Below are 16,747 nucleotides of genomic sequence, written 5' to 3'. Positions count from 1 at the left end.
GATTACTTCTTCTCGTCTTCGTCAACGATCTCGGCGTCGACGATGTCCTCGTCGGACGCCTTCTCGCCGGCCGGGGCACCTTCGGCACCGGCGGCACCCTCAGCGGCACCAGCCTGGGCGTAGATGGCCTCGCCGAGCTTGGTCTGGGAAGCCTGCAGCTTCTCAAACGCGGTCTTGACGGCGGCGTCGTCCGTGCCCTCAAGCGCCTTCTTCAGCTCGTCGACGTCGGCCTGGACCTCGGTCTTGACCTCTTCGGGCAGCTTGTCAGGGTTGTCGGCGATCAGCTTGTCCACGGAGTAGGCGAGCTGCTCGGCGGTGTTGCGGGTGTCGGTCGCCTCGCGGCGGGCCTTGTCCTCGGCTGCGTGCTCCTCGGCGTCACGGACCATGCGGTCGATGTCTTCCTTGGAGAGGCTGGAACCGCCGGTGATGGTCATCGACTGTTCCTTGCCGGTGCCCTTGTCCTTGGCGGAGACGTGGACGATGCCGTTGGCGTCGATGTCGAAGGTGACCTCAACCTGCGGCACACCGCGCGGGGCCGGGGCGATACCGGTCAGTTCGAACGTGCCCAGCGGCTTGTTGTCGCGGGTGAATTCACGCTCGCCCTGGAAGACCTGGATGGCCACGGACGGCTGGTTGTCATCCGCGGTGGTGAAGGTCTCGGACCGCTTGGTGGGGATGGCCGTGTTGCGCTCGATCAGGTGCGTCATGACGCCGCCCTTGGTTTCGATACCGAGGGAGAGCGGGGTGACGTCGATCAGCAGCACGTCCTTGCGTTCGCCCTTGAGGACGCCGGCCTGCAGGGCGGCGCCGACGGCGACGACCTCGTCCGGGTTGACGCCCTTGTTGGGCTCCTTGCCGCCGGCCAGTTCCTTGACCAACTCGGAGACGGCGGGCATACGGGTGGAGCCGCCGACGAGCACGATGTGGTCGATGTCGGAGAGCTTGATGCCGGCTTCCTTGATCACGTCGTGGAACGGCTTCTTGGTGCGCTCCAGCAGGTCCTTGGTCAGGTCCTGGAACTTGGCGCGGGTCAGCTGCTCGTCCAGGTGGACCGGGCCGTCGGGGGTGACGGAGAGGTACTGGAGGGAGACGTTGGTGCTGGAGGAGGAGGAGAGTTCCTTCTTGGCCTGCTCGGCAGCCTCGCGGAGACGCTGCAGGGCGATCTTGTCCTTGGAGAGGTCGATGCCCTTGACCTTGAGCTGGTTCAGCAGGTAGTCAACGACGCGCTGGTCCCAGTCGTCGCCGCCCAGGCGGTTGTCACCAGCGGTCGCGCGAACCTGAATGGTGGAGAAGTCGTCCTCGTCCTTGCCCACTTCGAGCAGGGAGACGTCGAAGGTGCCGCCGCCGAGGTCGAAGACGAGGATGAGTTCATCTTCCTTGCCCTTGTCCAGGCCATAGGCCAGGGCGGCCGCGGTGGGCTCGTTGACGATGCGCAGAACCTTCAGGCCCGCGATCTCGCCGGCTTCCTTGGTGGCCTGGCGCTCGGCGTCGTTGAAGTAGGCCGGGACGGTGATAACCGCGTCGGTGACCTTCTCGCCCAGGTAGGACTCGGCGTCGTTCTTGAGCTTCATGAGGATACGGGCGGAGATTTCCTGCGCCGTGTACTTCTTGTCATCGATGCCCATGGTCCAGTCGGTGCCCATGTGGCGCTTGACCGAGGAGATGGTGCGGTCGATGTTGTTGACGGCCTGGCGCTTGGCGATTTCGCCGACCAGGACCTCACCGGACTTGGAGAACGCAACGACCGACGGCGTGGTGCGGCCACCCTCGGCGTTGGCAATGACGGTGGGCTCGCCACCTTCGAGAACGGAAACAACGGAGTTGGTGGTTCCGAGGTCAATACCTACTGCTCGTGACATGTGTGGCTTCCTTCTTTCCTTGGAAACGTGCTGCCCCCGGCCATCGGGCGGAGGCCCGGCGACCGGGAGTAAACCCGGGATCGAGCCCGTCGATTGTCGAGGCGCGCCCACTTGTTGAGCGCTCTGCACTCAAGTCTACGCAGGCCCATTCCGATGTCAATCCAAAGTTGAGTCGCATCCACTCAACTTCGGCTGACGGCCCTCGTTTTCGAGCACGACGGCGGCGCTGATGCTGGCGGTCTTGTTCCGCCAAACCCCGGGATTCCGCGGATTTCGGCGCCACTGCGATTCCCGGTGTACGCAGGGCGGGTGCCCCGGCGGCCGTTTCGCTCTGCGAGAACGGCCCCGCCGGGCCCGCCTAAAAAGTCCTTCTGCGCGCTTAGCGCCCGGTTTCGTCGTCGCGGCGATCGTCGCCGCGGTGTTCGCTGCCGCGGGCCGCCTCGCCCGCTGCCCGGTGGCCGGTGGCGCCCGCGGCGCCGTAGTCGCCCTCCTCGTATTCGCCCTCGTCGCCGGCGACGGCGTCCGGGCCAGTGGCGCCGGCGCGGCCGTAGTCGCCCTCCGGGTAGTCGCCCTCCTCGGCGCCGACCGCGGAGCCGGTGGCGACGCCGGCCTTGCCGTAGTCACCCTCGGCGTATTCGCCCTCCGGGGCGCCCGCCGGGTTCTCCCCGGTCACACCGGCGTTGCCGTAGTCGCCCTCGACGTACTGGCCGGCGTCGGCCTCGAGGCCCGCCTCCTCGGCGGCCGGGGCGGCCGCATCATGCCGCGCTTCTTCTGCTGCCGTTCGATCAAACTCACCGTGATTGTCAGACATGGGTGGATCCCTCCTGCAGGCGTGCGCGCCCGCTCGGGCGCAGGGGCAGTCTATCGAGGGACCCCGGGCGGCGACAGGGCCGTTTCCCTGCGCCGGGATGCCCCTTAACGAGGCAGCCGCCGCCACGGTTGCCTGGTGGGGGAACCAGGGCCGGTGACGGCGGCTGCGGCCGGGGAAGGTCTTAGCGGACGCCCGCCTCCGCGGCTTCCGGCTCGGGCTGCGTGACCTGGGCCCGCGCCGCACGGTCGGTCTCCGCCCGGCCCAGCTTGCTGGGCCACCAGATCCGGTGGCCCAGGTCGTAGGCCAGGGCCGGGACCAGCAGGGACCGGACCAGGACCGTGTCCAGCAGCACGCCGAACGCCACAATGAAGGCCAGCTGCACCAGGAACATGATGGGGATGACGCCCAGGGCGGCGAAGGTGGCGGCCAGGACCACGCCGGCGGAGGTGATCACGCCGCCGGTGACGCCCAGGCCGCGCAGGATGCCCGGCCGGGTGCCGTGCTTGATGGATTCCTCGCGGACCCGGCTCATCAGGAAGATGTTGTAGTCCACACCGAGGGCCACGAGGAACACGAAGCCGAACAGCGGGACGGTGGCGTCCGCCCCCGGGAAGCCGAAGACGTGGTTGAACACGACCGCGGAGACACCCATCGCGGCGCCGTAGGAGAGGACCACCGAGGCCACCAGCAGCACCGGCGCCAGGACTGAGCGGAGCAGCAGCATCAGGATGACCAGGATGACACCCAGGACCACCGGGATGATGGTGACGAGGTCGCGCTGGGCGGTGGTGTTGGTATCCAGCGCCGTGGCCGTCACCCCGCCGACGAGCGCGCCGCTGTCGATGGCCTTGAGCTCCTTGCGGAGTTCGACGACGACGTTCTCGGCCTCGTTGGAGTCGGCCGCATCGTTCAGGGTGGCGTTGATCAGGACCCGGCCGTCGCGGACCGCGGGTTCCGTGGCGGCACCGGGAGCGCCGGGGATGACCGGGGCGCCGCCGTCGGCCACCAGGTAGGCATCGCCCACGCCGTCGGTGTCCTTGGTCTTGGCCAGCACGTCCTGGGCCTTGGCCTGGTCGGTCACGATCACGGCCGGGCTGCCGCTGCCGGCGTCGAAGTGGCGTGCCAGAGCCTTCTGGCCGTCCACCGCGTTGGAGGCGGAGAGGATGACGGCGGTCTGCGGGACGCCGTTGGCCCTGAGCTGGAGCACACCCGCGGCGGCGACCACCAGCAGCAGGACCGAGGCCACCCAGACGGTGCGCGGCCGGCGGGAAACCAGCGAGCCGGTGGCCCGCCACAGGCCCTTCTGGCCCTCGAGGCCGGTGACGAATTCCGGCTCGCGCTCCTCCTCGGGGAGCACCTTGGGCCGGAACGGCCAGAACGCGGCGCGGCCCAGTAGCGCCATCATGGCCGGCAGCAGGGTGAGCGCGGCGAAGAGCGAGCAGAGGATGCCGGCGGCCGCCACCGGGCCCAGCGCCTTATTCGAGTTCAGGTCGGAGAAGAGCAGGCAGAGCAGGGCGATGATCACCGTGGCGCCGGATGCCAGGATCGGCTCCCACGCGGCCTTCCACGCGGTGAGGGCGGCGGCGGTGCGGTTGGTGGTGTGCGTCAGGGCCTCGCGGAACCGTGCCACGTAGAGCAGGGCGTAGTCGGTCGCGGCGCCAATCACCAGGATGGACAGGATGCCCTGGCTCTGGCCGTTGAGCTGGATCCAGCCCAGCTTGGCCATGCCGAAGACCAGCAGGATGGCGGCGCAGAGGGCGAACACGGATGTGAACAGCACCGCGATGGGCAGCAGCAGGGACCGGTAGACCACCAGGAGAATCACGAACACGGCACCGAGCGCCACGAGCAGGAGGATGCCGTCGATGCCGCCGAAGGCGCTGACCAGGTCCGCGGTGAGGCCCGCCGGGCCGGTGACGAAGGTCTGCATGCCCTCGGGGGCGGAGGCCTTGACCTCGTCGCGGACCTCCTTGATCACATTCTTGACCTCGTCGGAGGAGGCGATGGGGACCACGAACTGGACGGCCTTCGCGTCCTTGGAGGGGATCGGCCCGATCACGCTGCTGCCGGCCTTGAGTTCCTCCAGTTTGCCCTTGAGCGCGGCGGCCTGGCCGAGCTGGGCGGGCGTGAACTCGGCGTCGCTTTCGATCACGACGACGGCGGGGATCTCCTTGGAGTCGCGGAACTTGGCCTGCCAGTCCTGCGCTTCCGTGGCCTCGGCGCCGGCCGGGAGGAAGGAGGCCTGGTCATTGGAGGAGACTTCGCTCAGCCGGCCGAAGGTGGGGCCGCCGATGCCGGCGATGGCCAGCCAGGTGACCACCAGCAGGACGGGCACCAGCCAGCGGAGCCAGAACGGTACACGGGTCGAGTTTTGCCGCTTGGTTTTCATGGCGTCCTTCTCTGGGGGCGGTACGGAGTAGACTTCAGTAAATCATAGATTATCTCCATGATGGATATAAGTGCCTGGCTAGATAAATTGGGATGTGTTTCCTGCCCGGGATCCGCCCAGTCCCCTGGAGTAAACTCCGTGGGGCGCCAGGTGCGCCGGGGGATGAATCGTAGGAGGAGGTGAGCGGACAGTGTCAGCAGATGTTCCACCGCAGGGCGGCCCCGGTGAGCCGTCGCCGCTGGTCCGGCTGCTCCAGGAGTTCAGCCTGGAGGCCAACCGCTACGTCGACGCCGCCGGCGCCCGTAACGACATGCACCGGACGGACCTCAACGCCCTGTCCGTGATCATGGAGCACACCGCCAAGAACCAGGTGGTCACCCCCGGGGTGCTGCGCCGGGAACTGCACCTCAGCTCACCCGCCACCACAGCGCTCATCGACCGGCTGGACCGTTCCGGCCACGTGGTGCGGGAGCGCCAGGGCACGGACCGCCGGCAGGTCCAGTTGAGGATGACGGCCAAGGCCTTCGACGACGGCGGTGCCATGTTCCTGCCGCTGGCCCGCCACATGGGGGCCGCAATGGAACGCTTCACCGCGGAGGAACTGGAGGTGGCCACCCGGTTCCTGACCGCGATGATCGCCGCCACGGTCCGGGCAGGCGAGGAAGCTTCCGGAAGCGCGTAGCCTGTGGCCATGAGCGCCGAACAGCCCGAGGATGTCTACACGCACGGCCATCACGAATCCGTGGTCCGCGCCCACGCGTCGCGCACGGCGGAGAACTCCGCCGCGTTCGTACTCCCGCACCTGACCCCGGGCGTTTCGGTGCTTGACGTCGGCTGCGGCCCTGGCAGCATCACCTGCGACTTCGCCGCCCTGGTGGCGCCCGGGGAAGTGACCGGGCTGGACCGCTCGGCCGAGGTGATCGCCCACGCTTCCGCGCTGGCCGCCGAACGCGGCACCGCCAACGCCCGGTTCGTGGCCGGCAATCTCTACGACCTGGACTTCGAGGACGAAAGCTTCGACGTCGTCCACGCCCATCAGGTCCTCCAGCACCTCACCGACCCGGTGGCCGCGCTGCGGGAAATGCGGCGGGTGGCCAAGGCCGGGGGCATCGTCGCCGCCCGCGACGCCGATTTCCACGGCATGAGCTGGCACCCGGCCGTACCGGAGCTGGATGAATGGATGGAGCTGTACCAGCGGATCGCCCGCAAGAACGGCGCGGAACCGGACACCGGGCGGAGGCTGGTGTCCTGGGCGCAGTCCGCCGGCTTCACCGACGTCGCGCCCAGTAGCAGCAACTGGCTCTACGCCACCGGCCAGACCCGGCGCTGGCAGGCCAGGGTCTGGGGCGAACGGGTGCTGCATTCCTCCTTCGCGGAGCAGGCCGTGGAGTACGGCTTCGCCACTCCCGCGGATCTCGCCCGGATCTCCGCGGGCTGGCACCGCTGGGGATCCACCGACGACGGCTGGTTCCTGATCCCCAACGGCGAGATCATCGCCCGCGCCTGAGCTTGAGCTCGGCTCAAGACAGGGTCACCGAGAAGTACCGGGTCCGTGACCGCCAGCGGCTATCGAATGCTCGACAAACTTTTGGTCGTATTCATGTCTGTAGCTCTCAATGCCAGTCACCCGTCTCATTACCCTAGGGTTTTGAGGCACCTAGGTTATGAGACACCTCGGTCAGCCCTGACAGCCGGTTCCGGAGTCCGCAAGAAGATCCTCCGTCGTGCAGAGTGACCTTCAAAGGCCAGCGGCGTCGGACTCCGAGAGCTTGAGCTCGCAGTATCGTCCGGTTGGCTGCCCATCGATGCTGAACTCAAAACGAAGCGTCCGGGCCTCCGCGGGTGGAGCCGGGGTGTAGATCCAATGGGCTTCCCATTCCGTGCCACCGCCCGCTACTTGGCCTCCTGACCACTGGTATTCGGTCCCGAGATCATCCGACACGACGGTGGTCAGCCGCTCAAAGACAGCGACACCAGGCATCGCCGGAGCGTTCTCGGTTGCATCCGCTCTCGCAGCCTTGCGCCGTTCCGCCCACTCATAGCGGTCCCGTTCAAACAGGACGTCCCGAGACATCGTCTCTTCACCGCGCACACCACTGAGAGACAAGTGGATACCGATCCTTCGTGCATTGGCACCAGCGACGTCGCCCGGCGTGTCTTTCAACTGGGCTCCGGCAAAGCGCACGTCGACACCATCGCTCGTTCCGATGACGAGATCAGCAGGAGCATGTGTGAGTACCTTCATGCAGTCACCCTAACTGCGCTCAGGCGTCTAATCACGACGGCCAACCTCCGAAGTTCTGCGTCCGACGAGCTCATCTGCTCGAGATGTCCCGGTGAGGGATCGCTTACCGGGCACTTTGTTGGGTACCTATGAGCCGGGATTTTTCGAAGCACAGAGATTCGGCTGTGGTTGAGTAGCCCTATGAATGACTATTCGGCTGGAGGCGCAGTCTGGTTCGCCATCGCGTTGATCAACGCTGGGTTGGCTGAACAGAAATACCGAAGCAGGATCGCATGGTTTCTTATTTCCGTCTTCGTCGGCCTTTGCCACCCTGTTCATCGTGGTGCTTCCGCCACCGCAGCCGGTCCCGAAAGTCAATGGTGGGCAGGCACACCGGCAATGATTCAGACCCTATAAGTGAAAGTCCCGGCAGCGCACTCCGCCGAAGGGAGCCAGGACTGCCCGTGCCTCTGGATGCTGCGGTGCCCGCTTGGGGATCCGCGTGTGGGCGCGCGACGGTGCACAAACCAGCCATCAGCCCGTCCGTTGGGGGGGATCCCTCACTGGGACACCTCAAGTCATCCGGTGCCTAGGAGTCACCTAAAGCCGGAGCAGTCCCCAGTGCGCAAAGGGCTGCATCATTTGACCGTTATCTAGAACCAAAGTCGGAGACGGAAGCGAAATCTATCTCCGAGAACTTTTTCGAGTTCATCTCGGAGGCGAACCCCTTCCAGGTCAAAGTGTTTGCGGCGTTGTTCACTCCCAAACATCCCTGTCTCTTCATTGGCATGTTCGTTGAAGAATTTTGCCCAGGCCTCAAGATCTTCGTACAGAGCCTTTGGAAGTTCACTCTTCCAATCAGGCACATCTTCTAGCGCCCAAAATATGGTGGACATCGGCCAGGTGTACCCGTAATCGACGTCGACAAGGATCTCGGGTCGAGGATCTTGCGAAGGCGTAGCCACAATACGACTCTATCCTCGGCGGCCGTGGCTGTTCGACGGGTATGAGGTTAGATTTTTCGGTTGGTTTCGGAGAATATGACCGTCAGATCGAGCCGTATGGGCCGGACTTGAAAATCGGCGTTGTGAAGCAAAGCTTTCCGCCGCCCTAACTCCGCGGATATCCGCCCGCGGGATACTCTCCACGGCCTGTCCCGTCGCCCAGACCAGCAGATCATCCCACAGACCTCCGGTACCCACGTGATTGATTCGATCCTGCCACTGGCCTTGGTGAAAGAATCAGAGCTTGCCCGTTAGCCGATCCCCTTCCGGACAGTAAGAAGGCCCCTGGAACAGTTCAACGATTATTCTCCGGGGGACCGCCGCTTTTCTTTGAGTCCTGCACGCAAGGTCGCGAAGATCAGGATGCCCATTGCCGTTGCGGTGAACCAAAGGCCCGTGGAACCCTGAACAGCGAGAACTACGGAGACGATCAGGACCGCTACTGCAACGACGAGTAGTCCCCATCGTCCGGCGGTCATCTTTTCCCCAGTTCTGCGGGCTTTTGGATCATGCCATTGTCGAACCATGCCAGCGGTATATGGGAGGACGCCATGCCGCGAGCCTACCCACTCGAACATCCACCGCAAGTCACAGCCGCAGGATGCTCCTCGAACGGGGACCCGTGAGCCGGTTGCATTCCGGAAGCCTTAGCCCCGGAATGGGATCCCTGACCGGACGTTGGCTCACGAAAGACCGAGAACTCTCGACCGGATAGGGTCTTTTCGAGTATGTCGTCCGTTTCCGTTGCCCACTGCTTTTGCCCGTCGTGGTCGACATATTGGTAGGTTGTTGTGGTCGACCGCCCAGCGAATGTGAATCCCAGCCGCTGATAGAGCCGACGGGCTCCAGGGTTATCGGCGCCGACACCAAGATAGAGCTTGCCGAAGCCACTCCGCTCCGCCTGCGCTTCAATCCACCGGCACATGGCTGTACCTGCCCCGGCACCCCGAAAGGCTTCCTGGACGTGGAGGTGCTTAAGTTCCGGGGCTTCCTCGGAGCGGAAATCCAAGACGACAGTGCCAAGCAACTGTTCATCCCGCCACGCAGCTGCGAAGACAATGTTTCCGGCGGCCTGCTCTCTGAGAAAGCGGCGTGCGATCCCCGACCCTGGTGGTTCGCCGGCTTCAAGCGCGGCCAACTCCCGATCGGTGCACCTCCGAACTACTAGATCTGTCCCCATTCACTCCCCCAGAGTGTGTTTCATCGAGCGTACCGACTCATCGGTCAGAATCAGGGGTGAGCCCCGTCCGGCAAGAGGATCCCCTAACCGAATACCGGAGCGTCGCACGGTTTACTTCGATTCGAAGAAGATGGTCTCGGTGGTCGAGTCGTCGGTTGCAGGCTTCCCGTAAATCAGTGCATACCGGGCGTACGGCTCTAGCTGATCATTGTTGGACGTATGGTGGTCCTCCCAGCGGAGGAAAACCTCAAAGGGATTTCCTCCTGCTTTGGTTCTCGCCCATGCGATAACGTCCGTCACCTCTCTGGCATCGCTGACATCCCATTCATCAACGAGCCAGGCGGAATTCGTGTCCGGCGGTGGAAACCAAAGACGCACTCTGTAGCTTGGCGGTAGATCGCCGCCTCCGACGGAATCATCCGCAGCAGCTCGCGACATTCGCATAGTGCCGAGCCTACGCCGCAAAGTCGGAATCAGGCGCCCGTGAAGGTGCCCTAAACGCTATACATGCAGCGTCTCGGAACCCTAGCGTTTCTAGGCACTGAGATTATTTGGCCGGGGCGGTTCCTCCCCCCGTATGGTCCCTGAATTGAAACATGCGGCGACTTGGCCACCGCCGTCGCCGGTAGGCTGGCTGGATGGCTGATGTGGGGGCCGTTCTTGAGGTTGAGCGGGTGTTGGCGGGCTATGCGGGTGCCCCGGTATGCGGTGAGGTCACGGTGGGATTGCGTCCCGGGGAAGTTCTCGGCGTGGTGGGCCTCAATGGCGCAGGGAAACCCGCCCTGGTCTTGAAGACGTAAATCAACTGTGCCGGCATCCGGCCGCTCACCATCGCGGTCGTGCTGATCACCCGCCCAAAGGAATACTGGTCATCCGGCATCTGCAGCACGAAAACATCCCCAGCGCGAGGCTCCTTCCTCGACGGTTTCAAGGTCCTCATATTTGTCTGGACCAGACTCACTAGTTGGTGTCTCCTTTCATCGGGCTTCACCCCCACGCAACCGCGCCCATGTAAGAGCGGCCGCTCTGGGAATGCCATTGACTAGCCTCCCTCACGGCGGGCCTCTGACTCGATTTGACGGCTGAACCGCCGACGTTGGCGCCCTCTCCCCCAACTAGTCCACGAGCCGCATGCGCCCTCGATCAGTCAAGCGCAGCCAGAAGCCAGTGCCCATAGGCGGCCACGCAAGATGTTCCAATTCGTCCACGGCACGGGCGACCCAGTCCTCGGCCGAACCTGGCCACTCCTCGAAGTCGGTCTCGCCTAAATCCCCCGGGACCATCAAGGCGGCCTGGAAAACCTCACCACCCCTGGAACCCTCAGTGAAGTCCCCCTCAGCCACTATCCAAGCTGCCTCGTCCAGGCTCACCCAGTCGTCCTCGCCCGCCAGCAGCAGCTCGTGCATCACATCTGGAGTCATTCAATATGCACCTTTCGATGTCACCCCGTACCTCTGAATATGCCTATGGCCGGCACCACCAGATCGACGCCCCTAAAAGTGCCTTCGAGTGTGAAAGTCATCGTATAGTCGCTCGATTTCCGGTCGCCGAGTCAGAAGTCGCTCCTAACCCAAGGTGCTCCCACTGTCTCCCGTTCTGCTTCTTGATTTGGTTTTAGGTCGAGCACGTCAGCGACAGATGAGTCGTGGTCAAGCACGTGACCCATTCCAACCACCCGGTAGGCGCTGGCGTCGTCCGGGTGACTATCTCCGCAGAGGGCGCACCAGTCACCGTCCGGGCGGGTCACATATAGCACCGGCCGGCTGTGGTCGAAGACGTGAGTGCAGACGTACGTCTTCGTCCCACGCGGAATCTCGAATGCCTTAGCTTCTGAAGCCATAGTTGTCCTCGCCGTTCCTCGCTCACTCGCCTCCAATGGACCGGGATGCCTGGGCCCGCTGGCGCTCCCCCCGCGTTGGCCACGTTGTTAGCCCCCCGTCGCAAGTTCTGATGGTGGCACCATAAACGAATTTACAGCTGAGGATATCCAGTCGATCGATCACGCCGGCCGGCCACTCCGCGACCGTGGCTGAAAGAAAGCCTTCAGCCTTGACGAGCTGATGGCGGCCTGGGAACATCTCATAGTTCAGATCGAGTCCGGTATAGCGGCATGTTGGACGAATACACGAACGACTTGGCGAGCCGGGATTGGCCGGATGCCGCGTGGCCACTCCTCACGGTCCATGCGCGCATTCTCTGGATACCGGGACTGGACTGACTGGACGTAGGGTTCCTGGCCGCGACAAAAGAGGACATCGCCAAAGAGCTCAGCCGGTTCTATCGAATCGAGTCTGGCGATAAGTGGTGGTGACGACGCATCCCAATCCGCCGGGCCGGAGAATTCGCCGACGACCTAAGAGCGACATAAAACTCCACTTTCTGTATCTAAACACACCGGGATCAGCGATACCCAAACCATAATTGCGGCCATGGCTATCAGTACAGGCGGCATCATCGAGGATTGGGGTCCGCCGCGTTGGGCCCTCCAGGAAGTCAAAAGGCAGGTAGCCAGCTTCGCCCCTCGCCAATCCGACCAGGACTACGTCGTCGACATCGCATTTCGTTCGTGGCACCCCAACAGGGAACCCGAGTTCACCGGAGTCCACGCCGCCATGGTCGGGCGCAAGCAACGACGATTCATCATCTGGCATTCGGTCCCAAAGGGGCTGGACACGGCCGCCGCGGTTCGCGCCTGGCTGGCCAGTGTGCTCCCTGAGACGGCGCGGCTCGTCCGCGAGTATCTTCCCCGAAAGTCAAAGGCATACCCCTCTGAGCAGCTCGCAGCCGAGATCGACGCCCTAAGAGAAATGCTGCTCAAAACGGACTCGTCCGATCCTTCGACTATCTAGGACCCCCACGGCCACTGACTACACGGAAACAGACCAAAAGCACGGCAGGAGTACCCGCCAACAGGATGCCTCACACCAATGCGCCGACGCGATCCCTGGGGCGTTGCCGGCCACAGTCCGGACGGCTTTGGCCGCGTCCTTTCGGTCCTCCTGGCTGGGACACTCCCCGACAATTAAATTCAGTGTCGAGGCGCATTAACAAACATTCCGCGCGAGACTAGGTGCCGTGGACGAAACGAAAATAATCGAGAACACCTTCGCGGGCGTGCTCAAAGCGCGTGGCTACCGAAAACGGGCACGCAACTGGTTCCGCACAACCTCTGCCGGCGAGTACCAAGTAGTCAACCTCCAGAAGTCCTCCTGGGGCGGAGACAACTTCTACGTCAATCTTGGCTGGCATGCGGCGGTTCCTTCGGGAGACTTCCGAGCAGCACACATGTGCGCCCTGGCGCTCCGAGCCGAGGACACCGGCGTCATCCCAACCATCGACTACGTCAGATCCGATGGACTGACAGCCCATAACCTTCCCGGAATCCTTCTCCTGAATTCTGAGACGAGAGATCGCCTGCCCGAGACAGCACTCGTCGAGCAACTCACCGAAGTCGTCGTCGTGCCGATCTCAGACCTCATGAACCGCACCCCCTCATTGGACGACCTGGTGCCCCTCCTCACGGAAAAACCCTGCTTCGTTTCCCGTTCAGTGCGCGAAGAACTCCGACGACGGGGACATGAGCTGCCATGGCACACAGTGACGTCCACCCAGTCTCCAGATCAGTCAGATACGTCCGACAGTAATCCACCCACTGCTAAATAGGTTGTCGCCAGATGTCGGGGCTAAGCCCGGACAGCCGGCGGCACAATTTACTCCTAACCATAGGCGCCAGCGCTGCCTTGGCCGTTGCACCACCAAGCTATGAAAAATCGGGAGCCTCGACCGCCGGCCACCTTTTAGGCGGCTCATCACCGAACCAAGGCTGTTCCAGCCCCACGATGAGTCCTCCGTCAAGCCAAACGATCAGCTCCTCAGTCAGTTCGCCGTCTCCGCCCAGGACCGCCGGGATCGGCTCGAGCGGTCCATCGGGTAGCGGCACTCTGGTGGCCCCAGGAGGCACAAACACGCTAATCGATCTCCCTGGAACCTTCTCGACAACTGTCGCTACCCGCGACTGATAGACCAGCGGGTGCGCAACGTGGCTTGGAAGCCTGTCGGCAATGCAGGCCACAAGCGCGACAAGACCCGGCGGCATGGGCACACGCTCCATCATCACCACTACAACCCCATTCATGCAGAAAGTCGGGTTATTGGCGTACCGAGCTGCGCCACGCAGCCGGCCTGTGGCCGAAGGGCCATCGGTACCCCGAAACCACTCGCAGGCGGCCCCAATAAATCATTCAACCCCGCCTCCGCCCTGTCGCGGCCCGTCGGCCACCGAGGATCATCGACCCGATAATCAAGATCATGGCGACGGCAGTCGGCCACACCCCGGTTCGGCCGTACAGCATGGCGCCGACGGCGCTGAGAAGGAGAAAGGCAGCCAGCCCAATAAGGGCTCCCCTGAGGAAGCTCACCGTCACGCTTCCTTGCGTGGGCGGGTCAAGAGGAATACCGCTGCCACCGCAACGAAGACCCCAATGAGGAACGCTTGCATCGCACCGATCGATGACCACAGGAGCGCCCAGGGCAGAAAACCGGATAGGAAAACGATCACAGATCTGGCAGCTTTGTTCTGGGTCCCCATGATTGAACGGTACCAGCGGGGCCGGCCACTAAGCGGGCGTCAAAGGACGTGCGAACGGGGCGCTCCGTACCGAGCGCACCACGCGAATCTCAACGAACCGCTCTCGTCTCGGGCAATTCGAGGCTTCGTCCACGGCCTCCACCTTCCGCCTAGTGGGCGTCTTCGTATGCCTTCATGATGTCCCGGCTGATGCGGCCACGGGCGCTGGGGTTGTGCCCGTTTGCCTCGGCCCACTCCCGGATCCGCTGCTTCTGTTCCCGGTTGGACGCGCTGGCGGTGGTTTTCCGGCCGGCTGAGGAGCCGCGAACGCGGCGGCCGTGGGCGATGTAGGGTCCAAGCGCTTTCCGCAGCCCGACCGCGTTCTCTTCCGCCAGGTCGATCTCGTACTCGACACCGTCGAGGGCAAAACGCACGGATTCCTGGGCGTCTTCGCCTGAGATGTCGTCGATCAGCTGAACATGAACTCTGCGGGCCAATGGGATTCCTTTGTTCGGATTAGCGGTGTTGCTCCCCCATGCCAACGCCAGTCGTTGAGACACCACACTATTTCAAACTCGCGGTCCGGGCCGTCGGGACGGTTTTCCCGGAATATGCCTTCGGCGCGGGAGCGAGCTTGTCAGCCCGGTCCGAGGGCTCGGCAAGGTAGCCTGCGGACGTGCCTGGTTTCCCATCTGTTGCTGTCTTTGGTCCCTCATCGTGGAACCACCTGGTCGTGCTGGATCATCTACCGGAACCGGTGCCGCATATGCAGTTCGCGCGCCGTTCGTGGGAGACCGTCGGGGGCACCTCGGCGGGCAAGGCATTACACCTGGCGGATCTCGGCATCAACGTGCGCCTGTGCTCGCCTTTGGGCGCGGACGACGCCGGCGGCCGGGTCCGGGACGCCTTCACCACCGCGGGCATCCCTGTCGACGCGATTACATCCGAGCGCACCGAGCGCCACGTCAACCTCATGACCGAGAACGGGGGCCGGGTTTCGCTGTACACCTCGGTGCCTTCCACACCGGCCGTGGAGGACGTTGACGCTGCCGTGCGAACGCTGGTCGCGGCCGATCGTGCCGTCATAGACCTCAGTGAGCTTGGCCTGCTGCTGCTCGAACGTGACGAGGTCCGGAAGAAACCGCTATGGATGGACCTTCACGATTACGACGGGTCCTCCGCGTTCCACGACCCGTTCGTGAGGGCCGCCGACGTCGTCTTCATGAACGATGACCGGACAACCGATCCCTGGGAGCTCATGGGCTCCTGCCTCGCCCGGGGCCCTCGCCTGGCGATCTGCACCCGCGGGGCGCAAGGCGCCCTGGCCCTCGAGGCCGACGGTACACGGCACGAGGTGGCCGCCGTTCCCGTCGACGTCGTGGACACAAACGGTGCCGGCGATGCCTTCATGGCCGGCTTCCTGGCCTCGAGTCTGCACGGCGCGTCGGTAGCGGAGTCCCTTGAAGCCGCGGCGAACCAGGCCCGCGTCGCCCTCCAAAGCGAACACCTGCACCCCGTCCTCGAAGGCTAGCTCGGCCAACCCGCCGTCTCTGTGCCTAGGCACTGAACCAGGCTCCGGTGCCCGACCCTTCCGCCGCCTGACACCAGCGGGTGGGGGATCCGGACGGAATGGGACGCAACTCGAAGGGCATCGGGGTCTTGATGCGGGGACCGGCTTCACCGTGCGAGGACGATGACTTTCCCGGCCACGCGCCCCTCAGCGGCTTCGGCGTGCAGGGCGGGAAGTTCGGCGAGCGGGATCCGGCGGCCGACCTCCACTGTCAGCTCTCCCTTATCCACAAGGGAGACAAGCTCGGCGAGGCGGTCCCTGTTGGGCTGGACGAACACGGTGGCGGCACGGACACCGCGGCCCGCGTCGTCCGGCGTCGCCATGAACGCCGTGGTGCTGACTACCGCTCCGCCGTCGCGCACCAGGGCGACAAGCCCGTCGAACTCCTCCGGATCGATCGGAGCGAGATTGAGCAGCACATCCACCTGGCCGGTAACGGCACTCAACAGGTCTGAGCGGGTGTGGTCGATGATTTGGTCAGCCCCGGCTGCCCGGACGGCCGCGGCGCTTCGCGGACTGGCCGTGGCCACCACCCCGATGCCGGCCCGCTTCGCCAGCTGGATGGCGTACTTACCCACGACGCCGCCGGCGCCCACGATGAGTACCCGCTGGCCGGCGACCAACTGCCCCTCGTCGAAGAGCGCCTGCCATGCTGTCAGGCCCACCGACGGCAGCCCCGCCGCGTCGGCCAGCGGGATGCCCGCAGGGGCCGAAACGACCGCGCGGGCCGGGGCAAGAACGTATTCGGCGGCGCCGCCGTCGTGCTCCATTGGTAGGAACGCGATCACCTGGTCCCCGACGGCGACGCCCTCCACGCCCTCCCCCACCGCGTCCACGGTGCCGGACACGTCGTAGCCAGGAACATGAGGCAGCACCACCGGAATGGGGAGGAAGCCCGCCCGCATTCCTTTGTCAGCCGCGTTGAAGGCCGACGCTTCCACCCGCAGCCGGACCTCCCCGGCTGCCGGGCTCGGACGCTGGATCTCCAACAGACGGAGCACCTCGGGTCCGCCAACCTTTTCGAACTGCACAGCCTTCATAACTGCCTTCATGGCTATTCTCCTTCTCGTCTATTGCTTCGAATTCGAAGCACGAGAGGAATCTAGCACTGCTTCGAACTCGAAGCAACCCCTAGAATGGAGT

Annotated in this window: 16 protein-coding genes; 6 read left to right on the top strand and 10 right to left on the bottom strand. The window is 64.2% G+C overall.

The window, feature by feature from the left end:
* Nucleotides 1-2 precede the first annotated feature (2 nt).
* From dnaK to ABC337_RS09525, 3 genes are all read right to left on the bottom strand, one after another.
* Nucleotides 3-1,859 (bottom strand): molecular chaperone DnaK, encoded by a 1,857-nt coding sequence (gene dnaK, locus ABC337_RS09535; RefSeq protein ID WP_412884177.1) that lies wholly within the window; start codon nt 1,857-1,859, stop codon nt 3-5.
* A 379-nt stretch (nt 1,860-2,238) separates the two neighbouring features.
* The gene (locus ABC337_RS09530) at nt 2,239-2,670 is read right to left on the bottom strand and encodes a hypothetical protein (RefSeq protein WP_412884178.1); all 432 of its coding nucleotides are present in this window, start codon (nt 2,668-2,670) and stop codon (nt 2,239-2,241) included.
* Nucleotides 2,671-2,851: 181 nt separating this feature from the next.
* Nucleotides 2,852-5,059 carry an MMPL family transporter gene (locus ABC337_RS09525; RefSeq protein WP_412884179.1) on the bottom strand — a complete coding sequence of 736 codons (2,208 nt, stop codon included), beginning with the start codon at nt 5,057-5,059 and terminating at the stop codon, nt 2,852-2,854.
* A 190-nt stretch (nt 5,060-5,249) separates the two neighbouring features.
* Between ABC337_RS09525 and ABC337_RS09520 the strand changes: the two genes are divergently transcribed.
* Both ABC337_RS09520 and ABC337_RS09515 read left to right on the top strand, forming a co-directional pair.
* A complete protein-coding gene (locus ABC337_RS09520) occupies nt 5,250-5,741 on the top strand; it encodes a MarR family winged helix-turn-helix transcriptional regulator (protein ID WP_412884180.1) in 492 nt (163 codons plus the stop codon).
* Between the two features lie 9 nt (nt 5,742-5,750).
* Nucleotides 5,751-6,566 carry a methyltransferase domain-containing protein gene (locus tag ABC337_RS09515; RefSeq protein ID WP_412884181.1) on the top strand — a complete coding sequence of 272 codons (816 nt, stop codon included), beginning with the start codon at nt 5,751-5,753 and terminating at the stop codon, nt 6,564-6,566.
* 231 nt (nt 6,567-6,797) lie between these two features.
* Here the strand turns inward: ABC337_RS09515 and ABC337_RS09510 are convergent, their stop codons facing one another.
* The 3 genes from ABC337_RS09510 to ABC337_RS09500 all read right to left on the bottom strand — a co-directional run bounded on the left by ABC337_RS09510 (nt 6,798) and on the right by ABC337_RS09500 (nt 9,467).
* Nucleotides 6,798-7,304 carry a hypothetical protein gene (locus tag ABC337_RS09510; protein WP_412884182.1) on the bottom strand — a complete coding sequence of 169 codons (507 nt, stop codon included), beginning with the start codon at nt 7,302-7,304 and terminating at the stop codon, nt 6,798-6,800.
* A 632-nt stretch (nt 7,305-7,936) separates the two neighbouring features.
* Nucleotides 7,937-8,179 carry a hypothetical protein gene (locus ABC337_RS09505; RefSeq protein WP_412884183.1) on the bottom strand — a complete coding sequence of 81 codons (243 nt, stop codon included), beginning with the start codon at nt 8,177-8,179 and terminating at the stop codon, nt 7,937-7,939.
* Between the two features lie 670 nt (nt 8,180-8,849).
* Nucleotides 8,850-9,467, bottom strand: coding sequence for a GNAT family N-acetyltransferase (locus ABC337_RS09500; protein ID WP_412884184.1), 618 nt, complete (start codon nt 9,465-9,467; stop codon nt 8,850-8,852).
* 638 nt (nt 9,468-10,105) lie between these two features.
* Between ABC337_RS09500 and ABC337_RS09495 the strand changes: the two genes are divergently transcribed.
* Nucleotides 10,106-10,267 carry a hypothetical protein gene (locus ABC337_RS09495; RefSeq protein WP_412884185.1) on the top strand — a complete coding sequence of 54 codons (162 nt, stop codon included), beginning with the start codon at nt 10,106-10,108 and terminating at the stop codon, nt 10,265-10,267.
* Nucleotides 10,268-10,582: 315 nt separating this feature from the next.
* Here ABC337_RS09495 and ABC337_RS09490 read toward each other — a convergent pair whose 3' ends face one another.
* Nucleotides 10,583-10,888: a hypothetical protein gene (locus ABC337_RS09490; protein WP_412884186.1), complete on the bottom strand. Its 306-nt coding sequence runs from the start codon at nt 10,886-10,888 to the stop codon at nt 10,583-10,585.
* A gap of 1,008 nt (nt 10,889-11,896) precedes the next feature.
* Here ABC337_RS09490 and ABC337_RS09485 point away from each other — a divergent pair.
* Together ABC337_RS09485 and ABC337_RS09480 are read left to right on the top strand one after the other, a co-directional pair.
* The gene (locus ABC337_RS09485; protein WP_412884187.1) at nt 11,897-12,316 is read left to right on the top strand and encodes a hypothetical protein; all 420 of its coding nucleotides are present in this window, start codon (nt 11,897-11,899) and stop codon (nt 12,314-12,316) included.
* A 226-nt stretch (nt 12,317-12,542) separates the two neighbouring features.
* On the top strand, nt 12,543-13,130 hold the full coding sequence (locus ABC337_RS09480) for a DUF4304 domain-containing protein (RefSeq protein WP_412884188.1): 588 nt from the start codon (nt 12,543-12,545) through the stop codon (nt 13,128-13,130).
* A 757-nt stretch (nt 13,131-13,887) separates the two neighbouring features.
* Here ABC337_RS09480 and ABC337_RS09475 read toward each other — a convergent pair.
* On the bottom strand, nt 13,888-14,055 hold the full coding sequence (locus tag ABC337_RS09475) for a hypothetical protein (RefSeq protein ID WP_412884189.1): 168 nt from the start codon (nt 14,053-14,055) through the stop codon (nt 13,888-13,890).
* A gap of 149 nt (nt 14,056-14,204) precedes the next feature.
* Nucleotides 14,205-14,531: a histone-like nucleoid-structuring protein Lsr2 gene (locus ABC337_RS09470; RefSeq protein WP_412884190.1), complete on the bottom strand. Its 327-nt coding sequence runs from the start codon at nt 14,529-14,531 to the stop codon at nt 14,205-14,207.
* Nucleotides 14,532-14,800: 269 nt separating this feature from the next.
* Here ABC337_RS09470 and ABC337_RS09465 point away from each other — a divergent pair, with 269 nt between their 5' ends.
* Nucleotides 14,801-15,565: a carbohydrate kinase family protein gene (locus ABC337_RS09465; protein WP_412884191.1), complete on the top strand. Its 765-nt coding sequence runs from the start codon at nt 14,801-14,803 to the stop codon at nt 15,563-15,565.
* A 146-nt stretch (nt 15,566-15,711) separates the two neighbouring features.
* On the opposite strand, the gene ABC337_RS09460 is transcribed toward ABC337_RS09465, so the two are convergent.
* Entirely contained in the window at nt 15,712-16,644 is a 933-nt protein-coding gene (locus tag ABC337_RS09460; RefSeq protein ID WP_412884953.1) for an NADP-dependent oxidoreductase, read from the bottom strand.
* Nucleotides 16,645-16,747 lie beyond the last annotated feature (103 nt).

It is taken from the genome of Arthrobacter phoenicis (assembly GCF_047238215.1).
Lineage (GTDB): Bacteria > Actinomycetota > Actinomycetes > Actinomycetales > Micrococcaceae > Arthrobacter.
Note: the sequence above shows the minus strand (reverse complement) of the source record. Positions and strands in the feature narration are given on the sequence as shown.

What these genes read in the sequence shown, in the direction of transcription:
- dnaK (WP_412884177.1), bottom strand. Translation starts at nt 1,859, where the DNA reads ATGTCACGAGCAGTAGGTATTGACCTCGGAACCACCAACTCCGTTGTT.
- ABC337_RS09530 (WP_412884178.1), bottom strand. Translation starts at nt 2,670, where the DNA reads ATGTCTGACAATCACGGTGAGTTTGATCGAACGGCAGCAGAAGAAGCG.
- ABC337_RS09525 (WP_412884179.1), bottom strand. Translation starts at nt 5,059, where the DNA reads ATGAAAACCAAGCGGCAAAACTCGACCCGTGTACCGTTCTGGCTCCGC.
- ABC337_RS09515 (WP_412884181.1), top strand. Translation starts at nt 5,751, where the DNA reads ATGAGCGCCGAACAGCCCGAGGATGTCTACACGCACGGCCATCACGAA.
- ABC337_RS09510 (WP_412884182.1), bottom strand. Translation starts at nt 7,304, where the DNA reads ATGAAGGTACTCACACATGCTCCTGCTGATCTCGTCATCGGAACGAGC.
- ABC337_RS09505 (WP_412884183.1), bottom strand. Translation starts at nt 8,179, where the DNA reads ATGTCCACCATATTTTGGGCGCTAGAAGATGTGCCTGATTGGAAGAGT.
- ABC337_RS09500 (WP_412884184.1), bottom strand. Translation starts at nt 9,467, where the DNA reads ATGGGGACAGATCTAGTAGTTCGGAGGTGCACCGATCGGGAGTTGGCC.
- ABC337_RS09495 (WP_412884185.1), top strand. Translation starts at nt 10,106, where the DNA reads ATGGCTGATGTGGGGGCCGTTCTTGAGGTTGAGCGGGTGTTGGCGGGC.
- ABC337_RS09490 (WP_412884186.1), bottom strand. Translation starts at nt 10,888, where the DNA reads ATGACTCCAGATGTGATGCACGAGCTGCTGCTGGCGGGCGAGGACGAC.
- ABC337_RS09485 (WP_412884187.1), top strand. Translation starts at nt 11,897, where the DNA reads ATGGCTATCAGTACAGGCGGCATCATCGAGGATTGGGGTCCGCCGCGT.
- ABC337_RS09475 (WP_412884189.1), bottom strand. Translation starts at nt 14,055, where the DNA reads ATGGGGACCCAGAACAAAGCTGCCAGATCTGTGATCGTTTTCCTATCC.
- ABC337_RS09465 (WP_412884191.1), top strand. Translation starts at nt 14,801, where the DNA reads ATGCAGTTCGCGCGCCGTTCGTGGGAGACCGTCGGGGGCACCTCGGCG.
- ABC337_RS09460 (WP_412884953.1), bottom strand. Translation starts at nt 16,644, where the DNA reads ATGAAGGCTGTGCAGTTCGAAAAGGTTGGCGGACCCGAGGTGCTCCGT.